Annotated in this window: 15 protein-coding genes and 1 pseudogene; 9 read left to right on the top strand and 7 right to left on the bottom strand. The window is 62.9% G+C overall.

Going from position 1 to position 18103, the window contains the following annotated elements:
* Nucleotides 1-94 precede the first annotated feature (94 nt).
* Genes AC07OT_RS06840 through AC07OT_RS06830 form a run of 3 tightly spaced genes read left to right on the top strand, consistent with a single transcriptional unit; the run spans nt 95 to nt 5605 of the window.
* Nucleotides 95-1315: a TolC family protein gene (locus AC07OT_RS06840; protein WP_495107747.1), complete on the top strand. Its 1221-nt coding sequence runs from the start codon at nt 95-97 to the stop codon at nt 1313-1315.
* Nucleotides 1316-1333: 18 nt separating this feature from the next.
* Complete coding sequence (locus AC07OT_RS06835; RefSeq protein ID WP_495107746.1) at nt 1334-2440, top strand: efflux RND transporter periplasmic adaptor subunit; 1107 nt, start codon at nt 1334-1336, stop codon at nt 2438-2440.
* A gap of 18 nt (nt 2441-2458) precedes the next feature.
* Entirely contained in the window at nt 2459-5605 is a 3147-nt protein-coding gene (locus AC07OT_RS06830; protein ID WP_495107745.1) for a CusA/CzcA family heavy metal efflux RND transporter, read from the top strand.
* Here the strand turns inward: AC07OT_RS06830 and AC07OT_RS06825 are convergent.
* From AC07OT_RS06825 to AC07OT_RS06815, 3 genes are all read right to left on the bottom strand, one after another.
* Complete coding sequence (locus AC07OT_RS06825; RefSeq protein WP_495107744.1) at nt 5529-6965, bottom strand: heavy metal sensor histidine kinase; 1437 nt, start codon at nt 6963-6965, stop codon at nt 5529-5531. The two genes, AC07OT_RS06830 and AC07OT_RS06825, sit on opposite strands and share 77 nt — an antisense overlap.
* The gene (locus tag AC07OT_RS06820; protein WP_027606942.1) at nt 6962-7636 is read right to left on the bottom strand and encodes a heavy metal response regulator transcription factor; all 675 of its coding nucleotides are present in this window, start codon (nt 7634-7636) and stop codon (nt 6962-6964) included. Before AC07OT_RS06820 ends, AC07OT_RS06825 begins: the two co-directional genes overlap by 4 nt.
* A gap of 339 nt (nt 7637-7975) precedes the next feature.
* The gene (locus tag AC07OT_RS06815; RefSeq protein ID WP_065938412.1) at nt 7976-9295 is read right to left on the bottom strand and encodes an OprD family porin; all 1320 of its coding nucleotides are present in this window, start codon (nt 9293-9295) and stop codon (nt 7976-7978) included.
* Between the two features lie 225 nt (nt 9296-9520).
* Between AC07OT_RS06815 and AC07OT_RS06810 the strand changes: the two genes are divergently transcribed.
* From AC07OT_RS06810 to AC07OT_RS06795, 4 genes and pseudogenes are all read left to right on the top strand, one after another.
* Nucleotides 9521-9853, top strand: coding sequence for a DUF2790 domain-containing protein (locus AC07OT_RS06810; protein ID WP_414887071.1), 333 nt, complete (start codon nt 9521-9523; stop codon nt 9851-9853).
* A gap of 105 nt (nt 9854-9958) precedes the next feature.
* Nucleotides 9959-10735, top strand: a pseudogene (locus tag AC07OT_RS06805) (PAS domain-containing protein); the annotation flags it as partial.
* 108 nt (nt 10736-10843) lie between these two features.
* Nucleotides 10844-11275 (top strand): methyl-accepting chemotaxis protein, encoded by a 432-nt coding sequence (locus tag AC07OT_RS06800; RefSeq protein ID WP_371263385.1) that lies wholly within the window; start codon nt 10844-10846, stop codon nt 11273-11275.
* Between the two features lie 58 nt (nt 11276-11333).
* On the top strand, nt 11334-11909 hold the full coding sequence (locus AC07OT_RS06795; RefSeq protein ID WP_495107743.1) for a flavin reductase family protein: 576 nt from the start codon (nt 11334-11336) through the stop codon (nt 11907-11909).
* 6 nt (nt 11910-11915) lie between these two features.
* Here AC07OT_RS06795 and AC07OT_RS06790 read toward each other — a convergent pair whose 3' ends face one another.
* On the bottom strand, nt 11916-12725 hold the full coding sequence (locus AC07OT_RS06790; RefSeq protein ID WP_065938415.1) for an AraC family transcriptional regulator: 810 nt from the start codon (nt 12723-12725) through the stop codon (nt 11916-11918).
* Between the two features lie 137 nt (nt 12726-12862).
* Between AC07OT_RS06790 and AC07OT_RS06785 the strand changes: the two genes are divergently transcribed.
* Together AC07OT_RS06785 and ddlA are read left to right on the top strand one after the other, a co-directional pair.
* Nucleotides 12863-13501: a LysE family transporter gene (locus AC07OT_RS06785; protein ID WP_495107742.1), complete on the top strand. Its 639-nt coding sequence runs from the start codon at nt 12863-12865 to the stop codon at nt 13499-13501.
* Between the two features lie 44 nt (nt 13502-13545).
* Nucleotides 13546-14640, top strand: a complete 1095-nt coding sequence (ddlA, locus tag AC07OT_RS06780) for a D-alanine--D-alanine ligase (RefSeq protein WP_027606935.1) — start codon at nt 13546-13548, stop codon at nt 14638-14640.
* 55 nt (nt 14641-14695) lie between these two features.
* Here ddlA and pgeF read toward each other — a convergent pair whose 3' ends face one another.
* From pgeF to AC07OT_RS06765, 3 genes are read right to left on the bottom strand one after another with little or no spacing between them, the layout of a single operon-like run.
* The gene (pgeF, locus tag AC07OT_RS06775; protein WP_495107741.1) at nt 14696-15418 is read right to left on the bottom strand and encodes a peptidoglycan editing factor PgeF; all 723 of its coding nucleotides are present in this window, start codon (nt 15416-15418) and stop codon (nt 14696-14698) included.
* Nucleotides 15419-15441: 23 nt separating this feature from the next.
* Entirely contained in the window at nt 15442-17271 is a 1830-nt protein-coding gene (ggt, locus tag AC07OT_RS06770) for a gamma-glutamyltransferase (RefSeq protein WP_495107740.1), read from the bottom strand.
* A 36-nt stretch (nt 17272-17307) separates the two neighbouring features.
* On the bottom strand, nt 17308-18087 hold the full coding sequence (locus tag AC07OT_RS06765; RefSeq protein ID WP_169899185.1) for a PhzF family phenazine biosynthesis isomerase: 780 nt from the start codon (nt 18085-18087) through the stop codon (nt 17308-17310).
* Between the last annotated feature and the right edge of the window lie 16 nt (nt 18088-18103).

Here is an 18103-nt window from a genome sequence, read left to right as displayed (position 1 = left end):
TGCTGTCGGATTTGTAATCTTTGCTCCACCGCCCTGATAAGTCGCGCCCGCTACATTCTCCCGGCTTTTACTTTATGGGCGTGGAACTCTCGTTATGGCAATTTCCGTTAGAAAGCTGCTGGGGGCGACGCTGTTGTGGGGCGCCGCCTGCATTGCCCAGGCACAAACCCTCACCCTCGACGCCGCCCTGCAGACTGCCTTCGCCAACAACCCTGACCTGGCGGCTGCGCAATGGGACATCGAGATCGCCGAGGGCGGTCGCCAGCAGGCCGGGTTGATCCCCAATCCGGTGGCGTCCTGGGATGCCGAAGACACACGTCGCGATACGCGCACCACCACCCTCAAGCTCAGCCAAACCCTGGAACTGGGTGGCAAGCGCGGTGCTCGCATTGACGTGGCGACGCGTGCCCAGGACGCCGCCGCACTGGCCTTGGAACAGCGCCGCAATACGTTGCGCGCCGAGGTGATCGAGGGCTATTACAGCGCCCTGCGCGCCCAGGAACGTCTCGATCTGGCGCAACGCTCCCTGGCGTTGGCCGAGCGCGGCCTGGTGGTCGCCAACGGCCGCGTGACTGCCGGCAAATCCTCACCGGTGGAAGCCACGCGCGCCCAGGTGCAGTTGTCGGAGATCCGCCTCGAACTCAACCGCGCGCAAATGGGCCTCACCGACGCCTATCGTCGCCTGGCCGCCAGTACCGGCAGCGCGGCGACCGACTTCCAGGCCGTCGCCACGCCAAGCCACTCCACACCGCCGTTGCCGTCCGCCACGCACCTGTTGGCGCGCCTTGAACAGACCGCCGAACTGCGCCTGGCCGAACTGCAGATCGTGCAGAACGAAGCCAGCGTGGGCCTGGAAAAAGCCCAGCGCGTTCCCGACCTGGATGTGTCCATCGGCAGCCAGTACGACGCCAGTGTGCGCGAGCGGGTAAACCTGGTCGGCGTGTCGATGCCGATTCCGTTGTTCAACCGCAACCAGGGCAACGTGCTCGCCGCCACGCGCCGTGCCGATCAGGCCCGCGACCTGCGCAACGCTGCCGAATTGCGCCTGCGTACCGAAACCCGCCAGGCCCTGGACCTGTGGCAAGCCGCGAACAGCGAAGTCCGCGCATTCAACCAGCAGATCCTGCCCGCCGCCCAAGGCGCGGTGGACAGCGCCACCCGCGGCTTCGAGATGGGCAAGTTCAGCTTCCTCGACGTGCTCGACGCCCAGCGCACCCTGATCGCGGCGCGCACCCAATACCTCGCGGCCACCGCCCAGGCCACCGATGCCTGGCTGCGCATCGAACGGATTTACGGCGACCTCGCCCGGTTTTGATTTTTTCTGGAGTGCCTTATGAATAAACGACACGGCGTGGCGCTTGCCGTCGCCTTGGGCCTGATGCTGTCCGGCGTGGCCAACGCCGAGGAAGAAGAAGGCACCCTCGAGCTGACTGAACAACAAATCCAGGCCGCCGGCATCGAGCTCGCCGAGGCCCAACCCCGGTCGATCAGCACATTGCTGACGCTGCCGGGGGAGGTGCGTTTCGACGAAGACCGTACCTCGCATATCGTCCCGCGCGCGGCCGGTGTGGTGGAATCCGTGAACGTCAATCTTGGCCAGGCGGTGAAGAAGGGCGAGTTGCTCGCGGTGATCGCCAGCCAGCAGATTTCCGACCAGCGCAGTGAGCTGGCGGCCAGCGAGCGTCGGGTTGAACTGGCGCGTATTACCTTCCAGCGTGAACGCCAGCTGTGGCAGGACAAGATTTCCGCCGAGCAGGATTACCTGCTGGCGCGCCAAACCCTGCAAGAAGCCGAAATCGCGCTGAACAATGCCCGCCAAAAGATGACCGCGCTCAGCGGCAACACCGTGCTGGCCGGCGGCAATCGTTACGAACTGCGTGCGCCGTTCACAGGCGTGGTGGTGGAAAAGCACCTCGGTGTCGGCGAGGTGGTGAGCGAGACCAGTAACGCCTTCACGCTGTCTGACTTGTCCCAGGTGTGGGTCACCTTCGGCGTATTTCCCAAGGATTTGAACAAGGTCCGGCTCGGCAAACCGGTGAAGGTCAGCTCCACGGAAATGGGCACCGACGTGCAGGGCACCGTGGCCTATGTCGGCAATTTACTCGGCGAGCAAACGCGCACCGCCACCGTGCGTGTGACGGTGGCCAACCCCGACGACGCCTGGCGCCCAGGACTGTTCGTCACCGTGCAACTGGCCACCGACACTTACCAGGCCAAGGTCACCGTGCCGCAAACGGCGATCCAGACCGTCGAGGAAAAACCCTCGGTCTTCGTACGCACCCCAGACGGTTTTATCACCCGCCATCTCGAGCTTGGCGCCAGTGAAAACGGCTACGTCGAAGTGCGCCAGGGCCTGGAGGCCGGAGCCCAGGTGGCCACCACCGGCAGCTTCATCCTCAAGTCCGAATTGGGCAAGGGCTCGGCCGAGCACGCCCATTGATCCTGCGAGTGATTTCCCATGTTTGAGCGCCTTATCCAATTCGCCATCGAGCAGCGCATCATCGTGCTGCTGGCGGTGCTGTTGATGGCCGGTGTCGGCATTGCCAGCTATCAGAAACTGCCCATCGACGCGGTGCCCGACATCACCAATGTGCAGGTGCAGATCAACTCGGCGGCGGCCGGTTTTTCGCCGCTGGAGACCGAGCAGCGCATTACCTTTCCCATCGAAACCGCGATGGCCGGCTTGCCGGGGCTGCAGCAGACCCGTTCGCTGTCACGCTCCGGCTTGTCCCAGGTGACGGTGATCTTCAAGGACGGCACCGACCTGTTCTTCGCCCGCCAGTTGGTCAACGAGCGCCTGCAAGTGGCCCGCGAGCAATTGCCTGTGGGGATTGAAACCGCGATGGGGCCGATTTCCACCGGCCTCGGGGAAATTTTCCTGTGGACCGTGGAGGCCGAGGAGGGCGCACGCAAGGACGACGGCACGCCCTACACGCCGACCGACCTGCGGGTGATCCAGGACTGGATCATCAAGCCGCAACTGCGCAACGTGCCCGGTGTAGCCGAGATCAACACCATCGGCGGCTTCGCCAAGGAATACCAGATCGCCCCCGACCCCAAGCGCCTGGCGGCCTACAACCTGACCTTGAACGATCTGGTCACGGCGCTGGAGCGCAACAACGCCAACGTCGGCGCCGGCTACATCGAGCGCAGCGGCGAGCAATTGTTGATCCGCGCGCCGGGGCAGGTGGCGTCCATCGACGACATCGCCAATATTGTCATCACCACGTCCGATGGCACGCCAATCCGCGTGCGCAATGTCGCCCAGGTCGAGATCGGCCGTGAACTGCGGACCGGCGCCGCCACGGAAAACGGCCGCGAAGTGGTGCTGGGCACGGTGTTTATGTTGATCGGAGAAAACAGCCGCACGGTGTCCCAGGCGGTGGCGTCCAGGCTTGAACAAATCAACCGTTCGCTGCCCGAAGGCGTGGTGGCGGTGACCGTCTACGACCGCACCAACCTTGTCGAAAAAGCCATTGCCACGGTGAAGAAAAACCTCTTCGAGGGTGCGCTGCTGGTGGTCGCGGTGCTGTTCCTGTTCCTCGGCAATATCCGCGCGGCGCTGATCACCGCGATGGTGATTCCCCTGGCGATGTTGTTCACCTTTACCGGCATGTTCACCCACAAAGTCAGCGCCAACCTGATGAGCCTCGGCGCGCTGGACTTCGGCATCATCGTCGACGGCGCGGTGGTGATCGTCGAGAACGCCATCCGCCGCCTGGCCCATGCGCAGCAGCGCCATGGCCGCCTGCTGACCCGCAGCGAGCGCCTGCACGAGGTGTTCGCGGCGGCCAAGGAAGCGCGGCGTGCGCTGATCTTCGGGCAGCTGATCATCATGGTCGTGTACCTGCCGATCTTCGCCCTTACCGGGGTGGCCGGGAAGATGTTCCACCCCATGGCGTTCACCGTGGTGATCGCGTTGTTGGGGGCGATGATTTTGTCGGTGACCTTCGTGCCTGCGGCGATTGCGCTGTTCGTGACCGGCAAGGTCAAGGAAGAAGAAAACCTGGTGATGCGTACCGCGCGCCGGGCCTATGGGCCGGTGCTGGATTGGGTGATGGCGCGCCGGCCACTGGTGTTCGGCTTGGCCGTGCTGACCATTGTTGCGTCGGGCGTGGTGGCCAGCCGCATGGGCAGTGAGTTTATCCCCAGCCTCAGCGAGGGCGACTTCGCCCAACAGGCCCTGCGCGTGCCCGGCACCAGCCTGACGCAATCGGTGCAGATGCAGCAGCAACTGGAAAAAAACCTGATGGCCCAGGTGCCGGAAATCGAACGGGTATTCGCCCGTACCGGTACGGCGGAAATCGCCTCCGACCCGATGCCGCCGAATATTTCCGACAGCTACGTGATGCTTAAACCGAAGGCGCAATGGCCGGACCCGAACAAATCCCGCGAAACCCTGATCGCCGATATCCAGCGCGCCAGTGCGATTGTGCCGGGCAGTGCGTACGAGCTGTCGCAACCGATCCAGCTGCGTTTCAACGAGCTGATTTCCGGGGTGCGCAGTGATGTGGCGGTGAAGGTGTTCGGCGACGACATGGCGGTGCTCAACACCACCGCCGCGGACATTGCCGAGACCCTGCAAGGCCTCGATGGCGCGTCGGAAGTGAAGGTCGAACAGACGTCCGGCCTACCGGTGCTGACCATCAATATCGACCGTGACAAAGCCGCGCGCTTTGGCCTGAATGTCGGCGATGTGCAGGACACCATTGCCGTCGCCGTCGGTGGGCGCCAGGCCGGTACCCTGTATGAAGGTGACCGGCGTTTCGACATGGTCGTGCGCTTGTCCGACGCGCTGCGTACTGATATCGACGGCTTGTCGCGGCTGTTGATTCCAGTGCCGGCGCTGGCCGGGAGTGCGGCGGGGCAGTTGGGGTTCATTGCGTTGTCCCAGGTCGCCAGCCTGGACCTGGTGCTCGGCCCGAACCAGATCAGCCGCGAGAACGGCAAGCGCCTGGTGATCGTCAGTGCCAACGTGCGCGGGCGGGATATGGGGTCGTTCGTGGAAGAGGCTGAGGCGGCGATCACGTCGCAGGTGAAAGTGCCAGCGGGTTACTGGACCGCCTGGGGCGGCCAGTTCGAACAGTTGAAGGAAGCCGCCGAGCGTTTGCAAATCGTGGTGCCGGTGGCGTTGCTGCTGGTGTTCGGGTTGCTGTTCATGATGTTCAACAACCTCAAGGACGGGCTGCTGGTGTTTACCGGGATTCCGTTCGCGTTGACCGGCGGCATCATGGCGCTGTGGCTGCGCGATATTCCGCTGTCGATCTCGGCAGGCGTGGGCTTTATCGCCTTGTCCGGCGTGGCGGTGCTCAACGGCCTGGTGATGATTGCCTTCATCCGCAACCTGCGCGAGGAAGGACGCTCGCTGTCGGTGGCTATCCACGAGGGCGCGCTGACCCGCCTGCGCCCGGTATTGATGACCGCACTGGTGGCCTCCCTGGGCTTTATCCCCATGGCCCTGGCCACCGGCACCGGCGCCGAAGTGCAACGTCCGTTGGCGACGGTGGTGATCGGCGGGATCATTTCTTCTACCTTGCTGACCTTGCTGGTGCTGCCGGCGTTGTACCAGTGGGCCCATCGCAAGGAAGAGGAAACACCAGGCTGAACCGTGTAAACCGGCCTGGCTGGCTGCTGACGTCGGCGTGCCCCTGATGCAGCTGCATGATCGACTGCACAATGGCCAGCCCCAGCCCCGTGCCACCTTCGGCGCGGGTGCGGCTGCTGTCGGCGCGGTAGAAACGTTCGAACAGATGCGGCAGGTGGTGCGCTTCGATACCACGCCCGGGGTTGCCCACCGACAACGCCACGCTCTGGTCGTAGGTCTCCACCAGCAGCAGCACGCTGGAGCCTTCGGGCGTATGGCGGATGGCATTGGACAGCAGGTTGGAAATCGCCCGCTGGATCATCAGGCGATCGCCCGTCACCCAGGCGTCGCCGCGCAGGTTGAGGGTCACGTGTTTGTCTTCGGCGCTGAGGGCGAACAGCGCCATCACCCGTTGTGCTTCTTCACCCAATGACACCGGGCCAAACCCGGCCCGCGCCGCCGGATGGCTGACCTGGGCCAGGAACAGCATGTCGGAGACGATGCGCGACAGGCGTTCCATTTCCTCGGTGCAGGATTCCAGCCCCGCCTTGTATTCCTCCGAGGGCCGTTCGCGGGACAGGGTCACCTGGGCCTTGCCCATCAGGTTGGTCAGCGGCGCGCGCAGCTCGTGGGCGAGGTCGTCGGAGAACTGCGACAGCTGCTGCACACCGGCGTCCAGGCGACGCAGCATTACGTTGATGCTTTGCGCCAACTCGCCCAGCTCCTGGGGCAGGTTGTCGATGGATAAGCGGTGGGTCAGGTCCTGGGTCGTTACCTTTGCCGCGACATGGCTGAACTGCTTCAACGGTGCCAACCCACGCTGCACCAGCCACCAGGCGCCCATGCCAATCAGGATCAACAGCATCGGCAGGGCGATGAGGGTAGCGCGCAGGTAGGCACTGAGCAGCGCCTGGTCATCCCTGCGGTCCAGCGACAGCAACACCCGTACGCGCTCGCCGCTGGCCAGGCGCATCAGGCTGGAGGCACTGAGTACCTGGTTGCCGTCTTGGTCTTGCCAGTTGAGGTAACCGAGGGTTTCCCGGGGGGAAAAGTCGGTCAGCAACGGTTCCTGGGGTTTGGCACCGACACTGAGCAGCACCGCGTTATCGGGTGCGGTGCCGACGATGGTCAGGTAGAAATTGTCGTGGCCCATCACCAGGTCCAGCAACGAGTGGGGGCGGGCTTTGATTGCGTGGGTGTCCAGGCCCAGCGCGAGGCTGTGCTGGAGCTGTTCCATCTTGCTTTCCAGGCCCTTGCACGCGAGCTTTTCCAGCTCATGGGTCAAGGCCAGGTAGGCCAGGGTCGCCAGCAGCACCACCAGCCCGGCGCCCATGAGGCTGACCGTCAGCCCCAGGCGCATCGACAGACTGCTGGTCCTCATTGGCGCGCCTCCAGCACATAACCCACGCCGCGAATGGTGTGGATCAGCTTGACCTCGCTCTGGTCATCGACCTTGCCCCGCAGGCGGCTGATGGAGACCTCGACCACGTTGGTGTCGCAGTCGAAGTTCATGTCCCACACCAGCGAGATGATCTGCGTGCGGGTCATTACCTCGCCGGCCTGGCGCATCAACACGTGCAGCAGGGCGAACTCCTTGGTGGTCAGGTCGATGCGCCGGCTGCCGCGATAGGCGCGATGGCGACGCGGGTCCAGCTCCAGGTCCGCGACGCGCAGCACATCCGGCAGCGGGATATGTTCGCTGCGGCGCAGCAAGGTGCGCACACGGGCCAGCAGTTCGGGGAACTCGAAGGGTTTGACCAGGTAATCGTCGGCGCCCATGTCCAGGCCCTTGATCTTGTCGGCCAGGCGGCCGCGCGCGGTCAGCATCATCACGCGCTGGTTGCCGTCCCGGCGCAGTTGTTCCAGTACCTCCCAGCCGTCGGTGTTGGGCAGGTTCACGTCGAGGATCACCAGTTCGTAGGTGTGCTGCCGGGCCAGGTGCAGGCCGTCGATGCCGCTGGCGGCGCAATCGACGACGTAGCCACTTTCGGTCAGGCCTTGCTGCAAGTAATCGGCGGTTTTCTGCTCGTCCTCAACCACAAGGATACGCATGGGGATTTACCTTCAAGGAAAACGAAAGGAGATGGCCTCATAGAGGCTTGAATGGGCTGTAGGAAAACTCTGAAGCCTGGAGTAGCTTTAGGGTCAAGCTGCGTCAGGCCGGTGCGACGATTCGTCACTGAACGGGCACGCAAAAAAAACGCCCCGGCTGGGGCGTATAAAATTCATCTCTGTTCCAAAGGAGCTACACAAAAGCCGCAGAGATGAGAGGTGTTCGATGCGCAGTATAAAAAGTGCAACTTAACGAGAAGGTGAGGCCGATATTACAGTTCTGACAGACTTCAACCTGTGAACAGATGTAGGGCATCGGCAAGTGAATGTAAGCGCGTCTTAAAGCACCGCCAGTGGGTATTCGATAATGACGCGGACTTCTTCAAGGTCGGACTCGAATGAACTCGAGCGCACGGTGGCCTGGCGCAGTCGCAGCGATAAGTCCTTCAAATTGCCGCTTTGCACCACGTACTTGGCTTCGATATCCCGCTCCCAGCGGCGTTGGTCGGTGAGCGGGTCGCCGGCGGCATCGCGGCGCATATACACCGCGTTGGCATTGCTGTAGTCGGCGCCGGTGCCCTTGCCGTAGCGGGTCATGAACGACAGGCCGGGAATGCCGAATGGCTGCATGTCCAGGTCGTAGCGCAGCATCCACGAGCGCTCCTTGGGCGAGTTGAAGTCGCTGTACTGGATCGAGTTGTTGAGGAAGATCGAGTCCGACTGGCGCAGGTAATCGAAGTCGTCGTCGCCGTTGTTGCGCTGGTGCGACACGGCCAGGCTGTGGGCGCCCACCTTCACGCCGAGCCGGGCGCTCCAGATGCTGTTATCGAATTCACCCAGCAGCTTTTTGCCTTCGTCCACGGCCTTGTAGTAGTTGATGTCGCCGAACAGCGAAACGTCTTCGTTCAGCGGGTAACTGGCGGCGCTGCCCACGTAGTACTGGTCCCAGGCGTCCTTCAGGCGGCTGCTGTACAGGCTCAGGCTCAGGTGTTTGTTGAGTTGGTAATCACCACCGGCATAGCCGATCCAGGGCGAGTCCACGGGGCCTGCATAAAACGTCGCAAAGCCCTTGTTCATGCCGCTTTCGTTGGGCTGGCTCATGCCGCTCAGACGCCCGCCCTGCAAGGTCAGGCCTTCCAGGCTGGTGTTCTGCAACGTCACGCCACGGAAGCTTTCCGGCAACACCCGCGAATCGCCGTAGGCCACCACGGGGGTCAGCGGGAACACGTCGCCGGCCTTGATCACCGTGTCCAATACCCGCAGTTTCGCCGCGCCGCCGACCTTGCTGTAGTTGTCTTCGGGATGGTTGTTGCTGTCCACCGGCAGCACGCCGAACGAGCCCTTGCCGCCGCTGCGGCCGGTGCCCGAGTCGAGCTTCACGCCGACCATGGCGAAGGCGTCCAGGCCGAACCCTACGGTGCCCTGGGTAAAGCCGGATTCGAATTTACCGATCAGTCCCTGGGCCCAGGCTTCGGAATAGCCGTTACCGGTGGGGCTGGATTGGCCCTTGCGGTCATCGCGGTTGAAGTAAAAATTGCGCGCCAGCACGTTCACGCTGCTGCCTTCGATAAACCCTTCAGGTTTGTCTTCCGCGGCCACGGCTGCCAGGGGCAATGTGGCGATCAGTGAAAGGGGAAGGGTGTAGTAACGGATCCGCATGTTTCGCTCCTCGGTGTTGGCAGTTATCAGCTTCTTATGGAGGCGGGCGTTCTTATTGATCTGGCCCGGGCTGATAGTTGCAAACCGTGGATAACGATTGGGTGGCGTGAACATTACAATTCTGGAAGCTCGTCGCCACCTAACAAATAAGTAATGTTCTGGTGAACATCGCGTCAGGGTTGGTTCGTTAGTCTCGGTACTGAACTTTCAGTCGAGGAACAGGTGATGAACTTTTCTACCGCAGGCGTGGGTGTACTAACGGCCGTCCTGTCATTCGGTGCATTGGCCGAAGGCGGGGGTGACCGGACCTTTGCCCTGATGATGGAACGCAATGAAAAAGCCATGGCCGCCTACGCCGAGAAAAATGGTAAGCCGGCGCCCCAGGTCCAGGTGTATCGCTATGGCATGGACCTGGACATTGCCAAGGTGGTCAACGTGACGCCGCCGATCCGCGCGTGCAATACCGTGCCTTCGCGCATGACCTATGAAGACTCCAGCGGCAAGCTCACCACGTTGGAGTACCAAGTCATGGGCGTGTGCCGGAATAACGGCAGTTAATGGCGTCAAAAAAAAGAGTGGGGTGTAGCGCCTGAGTTCGCTTCAGAAACAGCCCATAGGGCCGATGCAGATCTGATACTTCTCTCCCATCGACCTCGGTGCCCTATGTTTAACACCCGCTTGAAGCAGGAGCTGTCCGCTCTTCGCGAAGAACTGTCCAGCTTGCAACAGGTCAGGGAGAGCCTGGAAAGCGAAATGCTCTGCCTGACGCTGGACGCAGAAGGTCGGGTTGAATGGGCCAATGCCAACTTTCTGCAGGAACTGGTCTACCAGAGTTCCACGCTGCTGGGGCGCCCCATCGAAGACCTGGTGCCCGCCCATGTGCGCCAGGATGAATTCCAGCAGCGCTTCAAGAACGCCCTGCTGCGTGGTGAGCATTTCGCCGGCGCCGTACGCCTGATGCGCGGCAACGGGCAGGAAGCCTGGTTGCGCTCGATTGTGCAGCCGGTGCGCAGTTCCGATGGGCGCATCAAGCACTTTTCGATTTACTCCAGCGACCTCACCCGCACCATCGAAGCGTCGCGCGAGCATGAAAACCTGATCACCGCGCTGGTGCGTTCCACCGCCGTGATCGAGTTCGACCTGGATGGGCATGTGCTGACCGCGAACGACCGTTTCCTCAACGGCATGGGCTACAGCCTGGCGCAGATCCAGGGCAAGCATCACCGTATCTTCTGTGAACCGCAGGAGTACAACAGCGCCGAGTATCAGCATTTCTGGAAACGCCTGAACGCCGGTGAATTCGTCGCAGCGCGCTTCAAGCGTGTGGACAGCCATGGCCGCGTGGTGTGGCTGGAAGCCACCTACAATCCGGTGCTGGACGCCAATGACCGTTTGTACAAAGTGGTCAAGTTCGCCACGGTGATTACCGATCAGGTCAATCGGGAGCAAGCCGTGGCCGAGGCCGCGAACATTGCCTACAGCACCTCGTTGCATACCGACGACAGCGCCCAGCGCGGTACCACCGTGGTGACGCAGGCGGTGGAGGTGATGCGCGACCTGGCCACGCACATGCAGGCGGCGGGTGAAGGCATCGAGGCACTGAACGCGCAATCCCAAGTGATCGGCACCATCGTCAAGACCATCAGCGGCATTGCCGAACAGACCAATTTGCTGGCGCTCAACGCGGCCATCGAAGCGGCACGTGCCGGCGAGCAAGGCCGGGGCTTTGCGGTGGTGGCCGATGAGGTGCGCCAGTTGGCATCACGGACCAGCAAAGCCACCGAGGAAATTGTTGGTGTGGTGCGTCAGAACCAGGATATGGCCCGCGACGCGGTGGCCCTGATGACCGACGGCCGCCTGCAAGCCGAGCAAGGCCTGGCCCTGGCGGCGGAAGCGGGCACGGTGATCGTGGAGATCCAGGACGGCGCACAGAAGGTGGTCAGCGCCGTAGGACAATTCGCTAACCAACTGTCGAGCTGATCCATGGGGCTGATGCTTGAGGTATCGTAGGTTTTTTCGTTTGAAGAGCCGATCCTCCATGAGCCCTACCCACTGCCGCCCCGTTCCGTTGCCCAAGGCTTATCGTTTGCTCAACCACGGGCCAACCGTGCTGGTGAGTGCGGCCCACAACGGCCAGCGCAATATCATGGCGGCCGCCTGGGCCATGCCGCTGGATTTCGAACCGCCGAAAGTCGCCGTGGTGTTGGACAAGGCCACCTGGACTCGCCAATTGCTGGAAGGTGCCGGCAGCTTCGTGCTGCAGGTGCCCTGTGTGGCCCAGGTCGACCTCGTGCAGACGGTCGGCAATACCACCGGCACCGAGCGTGACAAGTTTGCCGCTTATGGCCTGCAAACCTTCAGCGGTGAACACACTGAGGCGCCGTTGCTGGAAGGCTGTGTAGCCTGGCTGGAATGCCGCTTGCTCCCCGAGCCCCACAACCAGCAGGCCTATGACCTGTTCCTCGGCGAAGTGGTTGCGGCCTATGCCGACGAGCGTGTGTTCAGCGAAGGCCGCTGGCACTTCGAAGGGCATGATCAGTTACGCACCTTGCACCATGTAGCGGGTGGGCATTTCCTGAGCATCGGCGAGCCCATCGATGGGCATTCGCTATAAGCGTACTCAGCGCCCTAGCATTTTCACCCATCGCGACGGCGGCATACCGTAGGTGCTGCGAAATTGCCGGGTCATGTGGCTCTGGTCGGTGAAGCCGGCGGTCAGCGCCGCGTCCACCAGCGACTGCCCCTGCGCCAGCAGACTGCGCACCAGGTCCAGCCGGCGCATCGTCAGGTAGCGATAGGGGCTGGTGCCGAACAGCACGCGAAAGTCCCGTGACAATGCCCAGCGGTCGCGGCCGGCGTGGTCGGCCATTTCGTCCAGGGTGATGCTGCGGCCCAGGGCGCTGTGGATAAACTCCCGGGCGCGCTCGGCGGCGACGTAATCGAACGCCTTGCGGCTGACGATGGCGCCCGCGGCGTTGCTCAGCGCGTGGGCCAGGTCGAACATCGCGTCCTGTTCCTGCAATGGGTCGATGGGGTTATCCAGGTTTTGCAGCAGCACATCGCTGGCGCGGAACAGCCTGGGGTCAGTGGACAAGCCGCCGGGGATAAACGGCAACGGCTTGCCGCCAAGGATCTGCTGGATCAGCGACGGCTCCACGTAAATCATCCGGTACTTGAAACCCTCGTCACTGCCGGCGTGGCCGTCGTGGGTCTCATCGGGGTGAAGCACCATGGTCGTGCCGGGCAGGCTGTGGATCATGTCGCCGCGGTAGTGAAAACTCTGCACGCCAGACAAGGTACGCCCGATGGCATAGGTGTCATGGCGATGGGGGTCGAAGGCGAAACCGGCGAAGTACGCCTCGATACGGTCCAGGCCGCTGGCATGGGGGGCACGGTGCAGCCAGTCGAAGTTGCGGGTCGGTTTGCCCATGGTGGCTTGTCACAAAAAGAGGTGGAAACACGTTAACCCAGTCTGCATCCCTTGTCTGCCGGGGTCTTGTACGATTGTGCAGGTGGCGGGCGAGGTCTATGCTCCCTGCTCGTGCCCTGCGCTGATGGAGCCGCCCCATGGAATTTATCAACCCCACCTATGTGGCGCCTCTGGTCTCGCTGGCCCTGCTGTGGACGGTGGCGGTGGTGACGCCGGGTCCCAACTTCTTCAACGCCGCGCAGTTGGCCGCCAGTTGTTCGCGCCGTCATGGCGTGGTGGCGTCGGCGGGCGTGGCCACCGGCACGATCATGTGGGGGCTGGCGGGTGGTCTGGGCATCAAATCGCTGTTTACCGCGGCGCCCATGTTGTACCTGGCGTTCAAGATCATCGGCGGCTGCTACCTGATTTACCTGGGGCTGAAACTGTTCAAGCGCTCGGCACCGGCGATGGGCCAAAGCCTGTTGCCGGACGAAGCGCGCCGCTCGTTGTTTTCCGCCTGGCGCCTGGGGTTGCTGGGCAATCTGTCCAACCCCAAGGCCGCGTTGTTCGTCGCCACCATCTTCGCCTCCACCATGCCACCGTCGCCGTCGCCGATGCTGCTGACCCTGGCGGTGATTACCATGGCCACCCTGTCGTTCAACTGGTATTCCTGCGTGGCCCTGGTGTTTTCCAGTGCACACATGGCCAACCTCTACAGCCGCTCGCGCAAATGGCTCGACCGTTTTGCCGGCGGTTGCTACGTGTTGTTCGGCGCACACCTGGTAGCGAATCGCTGACCGTCCGTGGTAAGAAGCCTTACTTTCAACAGTGAGGCCGGGTCATGAGCAAGGTGCGGGTAGGGATTATTTTTGGTGGCCGTTCGGCCGAGCACGAAGTCTCGTTGCAGTCGGCGCGCAATATTGTCGACGCACTCGACCGCACCCGCTTCGAGCCGGTTTTGATCGGCATCGACAAGGCCGGCCACTGGCACCTCAACGACACCTCGAACTTCCTGATCAACCAGGAAAACCCGGCACTCATCGCCCTCAACCAATCCAACCGCGAACTGGCGGTGGTACCCGGCAAGGCCAGCCAGCAGGTGGTGGAAACCTCCGGCAACGGCCTGCTGGCACACATCGACGTGATCTTCCCCATCGTCCACGGCACCCTCGGCGAAGACGGCTGCCTGCAAGGCCTGTTGCGCATGGCTGACCTGCCTTTCGTCGGCTCCGACGTGCTCGGCTCGGCGGTGTGCATGGACAAGGACATCAGCAAACGCCTGCTGCGCGATGCCGGCATTGCTGTGACGCCGTTCATCACCCTGACCCGCAGCAACGCCGCGCGTACTTCCTTTGAAACAGCGGTGAATAAACTCGGCCTGCCAATGTTCGTCAAACCGGCCAACCAGGGTTCTTCGGTGGGCGTGAGCAAGGTTGGCAACGAGGCTGAGTACCACGCCGCGGTTGAACTGGCCCTGGGTTTTGATCAAAAGGTGCTGGTGGAGTCGGCGGTTCAGGGCCGCGAAATTGAATGCGCCGTGCTGGGCAACGAAAACCCTGTGGCCAGCGGCTGCGGCGAGATCGTGGTGAACAGCGGCTTTTACTCCTACGACAGCAAATACATCGACGGCCAGGCGGCCCAGGTGGTGGTGCCGGCTGATATCAGCCATGCAGCCAGTGAGCGTATTCGCCGCTTGGCCCTTGAGGCGTTTGAGGTGTTGGGGTGCGCAGGGTTGGCGCGGGTCGATGTGTTCCTGACCGACGATGGTGAAGTGCTGATCAACGAAATCAACTCACTGCCCGGCTTCACCCGCATCAGCATGTACCCCAAGCTGTGGCAGGCAGCGGGCATGAGCTACAGCGAGCTGGTGAGCCGGTTGATTGAGCTGGCGTTGGAGCGGCATGCGGGGCGGAAGGGTTTGAAGATCAGCCGTTAACGGATGGGATAAATACCTGTGGCGAGCCCGCTCGCCACAAGGGGGCGTAGATTCGTCAGGGTCTACGAGCAATCCACGAATAAATCAACGTCTTCGCTTCCGCCGGCTGATGCGTCCTTCTGCGGTAGCTGGCAAACGTCGGCGACGTACAGTAGGTGCACACCTCGCTCACTTCGATCTGCTCACGCTTGACACCCGCCGCTTGCAGCAGCAACAACCCATACCCGCTCAAGTCAAACCACGCACTGCCTGCTTGCCTTGCATGGGGCGGATTGATTTGCGGGGACCGCAGCGGTGCCGGTTGCACGTAGCTCCACGGCGCCTGGGCGTGTTGCCACAGGTGCCCTTGGTCACTCTGGAACTCGGCGATAAAGCCTTCGCTCACTTCATAACAGCACGGCTTGATCGAGGGGCCGATAGCTACTTGCAGCTGGTCGGCTGCAATCCCTTCGGCGGCAAAGCGCTGCATGACGTTGGCGATGATCCCGCGTTGCAGCCCCTTCCAGCCGCCATGGACTGCGGCCACCCATTCGCCGGTTTTCGACGCGAACAGAATGGGCAGGCAATCGGCGGTGATCACCGCGATCGGGTGAGTGTGGTGCGTCAACACACCATCGGCCTCGATCGTATTGGCCACCTGGCCCGCCTGCCATTCAATCACCGAGGCGCTGTGCACTTGCTTGCAGATGAACACTTCATCCGGGCGCAGTGGGTCGTCGATCGAACAGAAACCGTGGTCGATGCCAGGGATGGCAGCGAGATTTTCAGCCTGATGCAAGGGCTTACCTCCGTTCAATAAAATCAGTCGCCGAGCGCCTCGCCTTCGCGCCGAGGGTCGGCGCCGCCGCTGAGCGACACCTTGCCCAGGGCGTCCCGCTTGAGCACGATGGCCTGGATGCCGCTGGTCATGTCGATCTCGCTCAGCTCATGGCCCTTGTCCTTCAATACCTGCTTCAGGCCTGGGCTGAACAACCCGGCCTCCAACTCGGTAGCCCCATTGCGGCTGCCGAAATTGGGCAGGCCGATGGCGGCTTGCGGGTCGAGGTTCCAGTCGAGCAGCGCCACCAGGGATTTGCTCACGTACTCGATGATTTGCGAGCCGCCCGGCGAACCGAGCGTAGCCAGCAATTCACCGCTCTCGCGGTCGAACACCAGGGTCGGCGCCATCGCCGAGCGCGGGCGTTTGCCGGGTTGCACGCGGTTGGCGACCGGCTGGCCGTTTTCTTCGGGGATGAATGAGAAGTCGGTCATCTGGTTATTGAGCAAGAAGCCCTGCACCATCACATGGGAACCGAACGCGGCTTCCACCGTGGTGGTCATCGACACGGCGCCACCCAGGTCATCTACGGCGACGACTTGTGACGTGGAGATGCGCAGCGGCGAACGGTCCGGTGCATACGCGACTTGAATACCGGCCGGTCGGCCTGGCTTGGCGATGCCCATGCTGCGCTCGCCGATCAGCGTGGCACGCTGTGCCAGGTAGTTCGGGGCCACGAGGCCGGCCACCGGCACCGGTGTGAAGTCCGCATCGGCCACGTACAGCGCACGGTCGGCAAAGGCCAGGCGACCGGCTTCGGCGATCAGGTGCACGGCCTCGGGCGTGGGCTCAAGCCCGGCAGGCGAAGCGCTTTTTATCGGTGTCATCGGCGCGATGGCCAGGCGCGGGTCGCGGGCTTCCAGGGCCTGCAATGTGCCGAGCATCTGCGCAACCGCAATCCCGCCTGAGGACGGCGGCGGCATGCCGCAGACTTTCCAGCGCTTGTAATCGGTGCACAGCGGCACGCGTTCCTTGGCGACGTAGCCCTTGAGGTCGGCTTGATTCAGGCTGCCGGCATTACGGTTGCCCTGCACCTTGCGCGCAATCTCATCGGCAATCGGCCCGTGGTACAAGGCGTCCGGTCCTTCCTTGGCGATGCGCTTGAACACAGCGGCCAGCGCCGGGTTTTTCAGCCGTGTACCGGCGGCTTTTGGCGTGCCGTCGGCATTCAGAAAGTAGGCCGCCATCTCCGGCGATTGCTGGATAAAGCGGTCTGCGGCGATCAGGCTGTGCAAGCGCGGTGAAATCGCGAAGCCCTGCTCCGACAAGCGAATCGCCGGCTCGAACAGCTTGGCCCATTGCAGGCGGCCGGTCTTCCTATGGGCCATTTCCAGGGCCCGCAGCACCCCGGGCGTGCCCACCGAACGCCCGCCGATCTGCGCGTCGGTGAAGGCCATCGGCGTGCCGTCGGCGTTCAGGAACAACCGCTCGGTCGCCCCGGCCGGAGCCGTTTCCCGGCCGTCATAGGCGTGCACGTTTTTCCCGTCCCACAGCATGATGAACGCACCGCCGCCAATGCCGGAGGATTGTGGTTCCACCAGGGTCAACACCGCCTGCATCGCAATGGCGGCGTCAATGGCCGAGCCGCCCTGGCGCAACATCTCGCGGCCGGCCTCGGCCGCCAGCGGGTTGGCGGCGGCGGCCATATGGCGCTCGGCATGGCGGGTGCTGAGGTCGGTGCGATAGCCCGAGCCCAACTCCGGTGCCGGTGGCTGGTCGTTGACCGGGGTGTGGCAGGCAGCCAGGGTCAGGGCTGCGGCCATGAGTGACAGTTGGCGGCGGGAAATCGAAAACACGTGCTGAACTCCGTTCATTGTGCGAATGATCTGTTGTCCTTGGGGCGCTGCGGTTTACAGGTAAATCGTGCCTTGCATGTACAACACTGCCTTGCCGGAAATAATCACGCGGTCGCCCTGCAGCTCGCAGTGCAACTGGCCCTTGCGCTGGCCCCCTTGCTCGGCCGTCAAGTGCGACTTGCCCAGGCGCTCGGCCCAGAACGGTGCCAGCGAGGTGTGTGCCGAGCCGGTGACCGGGTCTTCATCGATCCCCACATTCGGCCCGAACCAGCGCGAAATGAAATCAAACCGTGTGCTCTTGGCGGTGACTGCAATCCCGCGCTTGGGCAGGCCCTTGAGCCGCGAAAAGTCAGGCGTCAGCGCGGCGACCTGGGCTTCGTCGTCCACCAGCACGATGTAGTCATCGGTGCCGAACACGTCGGCGCTCTCGATCCCCAGGGCACTCAACATTCCAGCGGGCGGTTCGCAGCGCTGTGGTTGCCGGGCGGGGAAATCCATCGCCAGCTCATCACCCTTGCGCGTCACCCGTAGCTCGCCGCTGCGGGTGGCAAAGCGCAGCACCTGGGGTGCATCCGCCAGCGCGTGAATCAACACCCACGCTGTCGCCAGCGTGGCATGGCCGCACAGGTCGACTTCGACTTGCGGGGTAAACCAGCGCAACTCATAGAAGCCATCGCGGGGCACGAAGTAGGCGGTTTCGGAGAGGTTGTTTTCGGCGGCGATATGCTGCAGTTGCTCATCGGGCAGCCACTCGGTGAGCGGGCACACCGCGGCAGGGTTGCCGCCGAAGGCATGTTGGCTGAAGGCGTCGACTTGGTAGATGTCCAGTTTCACCGTAAAGCACTCCGTG

This window comes from Pseudomonas sp. GW821-FHT09C10 (assembly GCF_059418085.1).
The sequence above is the reverse complement of the archived record's forward strand: the minus strand, read 5'-3'. Positions and strand labels throughout refer to the sequence as shown.

What these genes read in the sequence shown, in the direction of transcription:
- AC07OT_RS06840 (WP_495107747.1), top strand. Translation starts at nt 95, where the DNA reads ATGGCAATTTCCGTTAGAAAGCTGCTGGGGGCGACGCTGTTGTGGGGC.
- AC07OT_RS06835 (WP_495107746.1), top strand. Translation starts at nt 1,334, where the DNA reads ATGAATAAACGACACGGCGTGGCGCTTGCCGTCGCCTTGGGCCTGATG.
- AC07OT_RS06830 (WP_495107745.1), top strand. Translation starts at nt 2,459, where the DNA reads ATGTTTGAGCGCCTTATCCAATTCGCCATCGAGCAGCGCATCATCGTG.
- AC07OT_RS06825 (WP_495107744.1), bottom strand. Translation starts at nt 6,965, where the DNA reads ATGAGGACCAGCAGTCTGTCGATGCGCCTGGGGCTGACGGTCAGCCTC.
- AC07OT_RS06820 (WP_027606942.1), bottom strand. Translation starts at nt 7,636, where the DNA reads ATGCGTATCCTTGTGGTTGAGGACGAGCAGAAAACCGCCGATTACTTG.
- AC07OT_RS06815 (WP_065938412.1), bottom strand. Translation starts at nt 9,295, where the DNA reads ATGCGGATCCGTTACTACACCCTTCCCCTTTCACTGATCGCCACATTG.
- AC07OT_RS06810 (WP_414887071.1), top strand. Translation starts at nt 9,521, where the DNA reads ATGAACTTTTCTACCGCAGGCGTGGGTGTACTAACGGCCGTCCTGTCA.
- AC07OT_RS06800 (WP_371263385.1), top strand. Translation starts at nt 10,844, where the DNA reads ATGCGCGACCTGGCCACGCACATGCAGGCGGCGGGTGAAGGCATCGAG.
- AC07OT_RS06795 (WP_495107743.1), top strand. Translation starts at nt 11,334, where the DNA reads ATGAGCCCTACCCACTGCCGCCCCGTTCCGTTGCCCAAGGCTTATCGT.
- AC07OT_RS06790 (WP_065938415.1), bottom strand. Translation starts at nt 12,725, where the DNA reads ATGGGCAAACCGACCCGCAACTTCGACTGGCTGCACCGTGCCCCCCAT.
- AC07OT_RS06785 (WP_495107742.1), top strand. Translation starts at nt 12,863, where the DNA reads ATGGAATTTATCAACCCCACCTATGTGGCGCCTCTGGTCTCGCTGGCC.
- ddlA (WP_027606935.1), top strand. Translation starts at nt 13,546, where the DNA reads ATGAGCAAGGTGCGGGTAGGGATTATTTTTGGTGGCCGTTCGGCCGAG.
- ggt (WP_495107740.1), bottom strand. Translation starts at nt 17,271, where the DNA reads ATGAACGGAGTTCAGCACGTGTTTTCGATTTCCCGCCGCCAACTGTCA.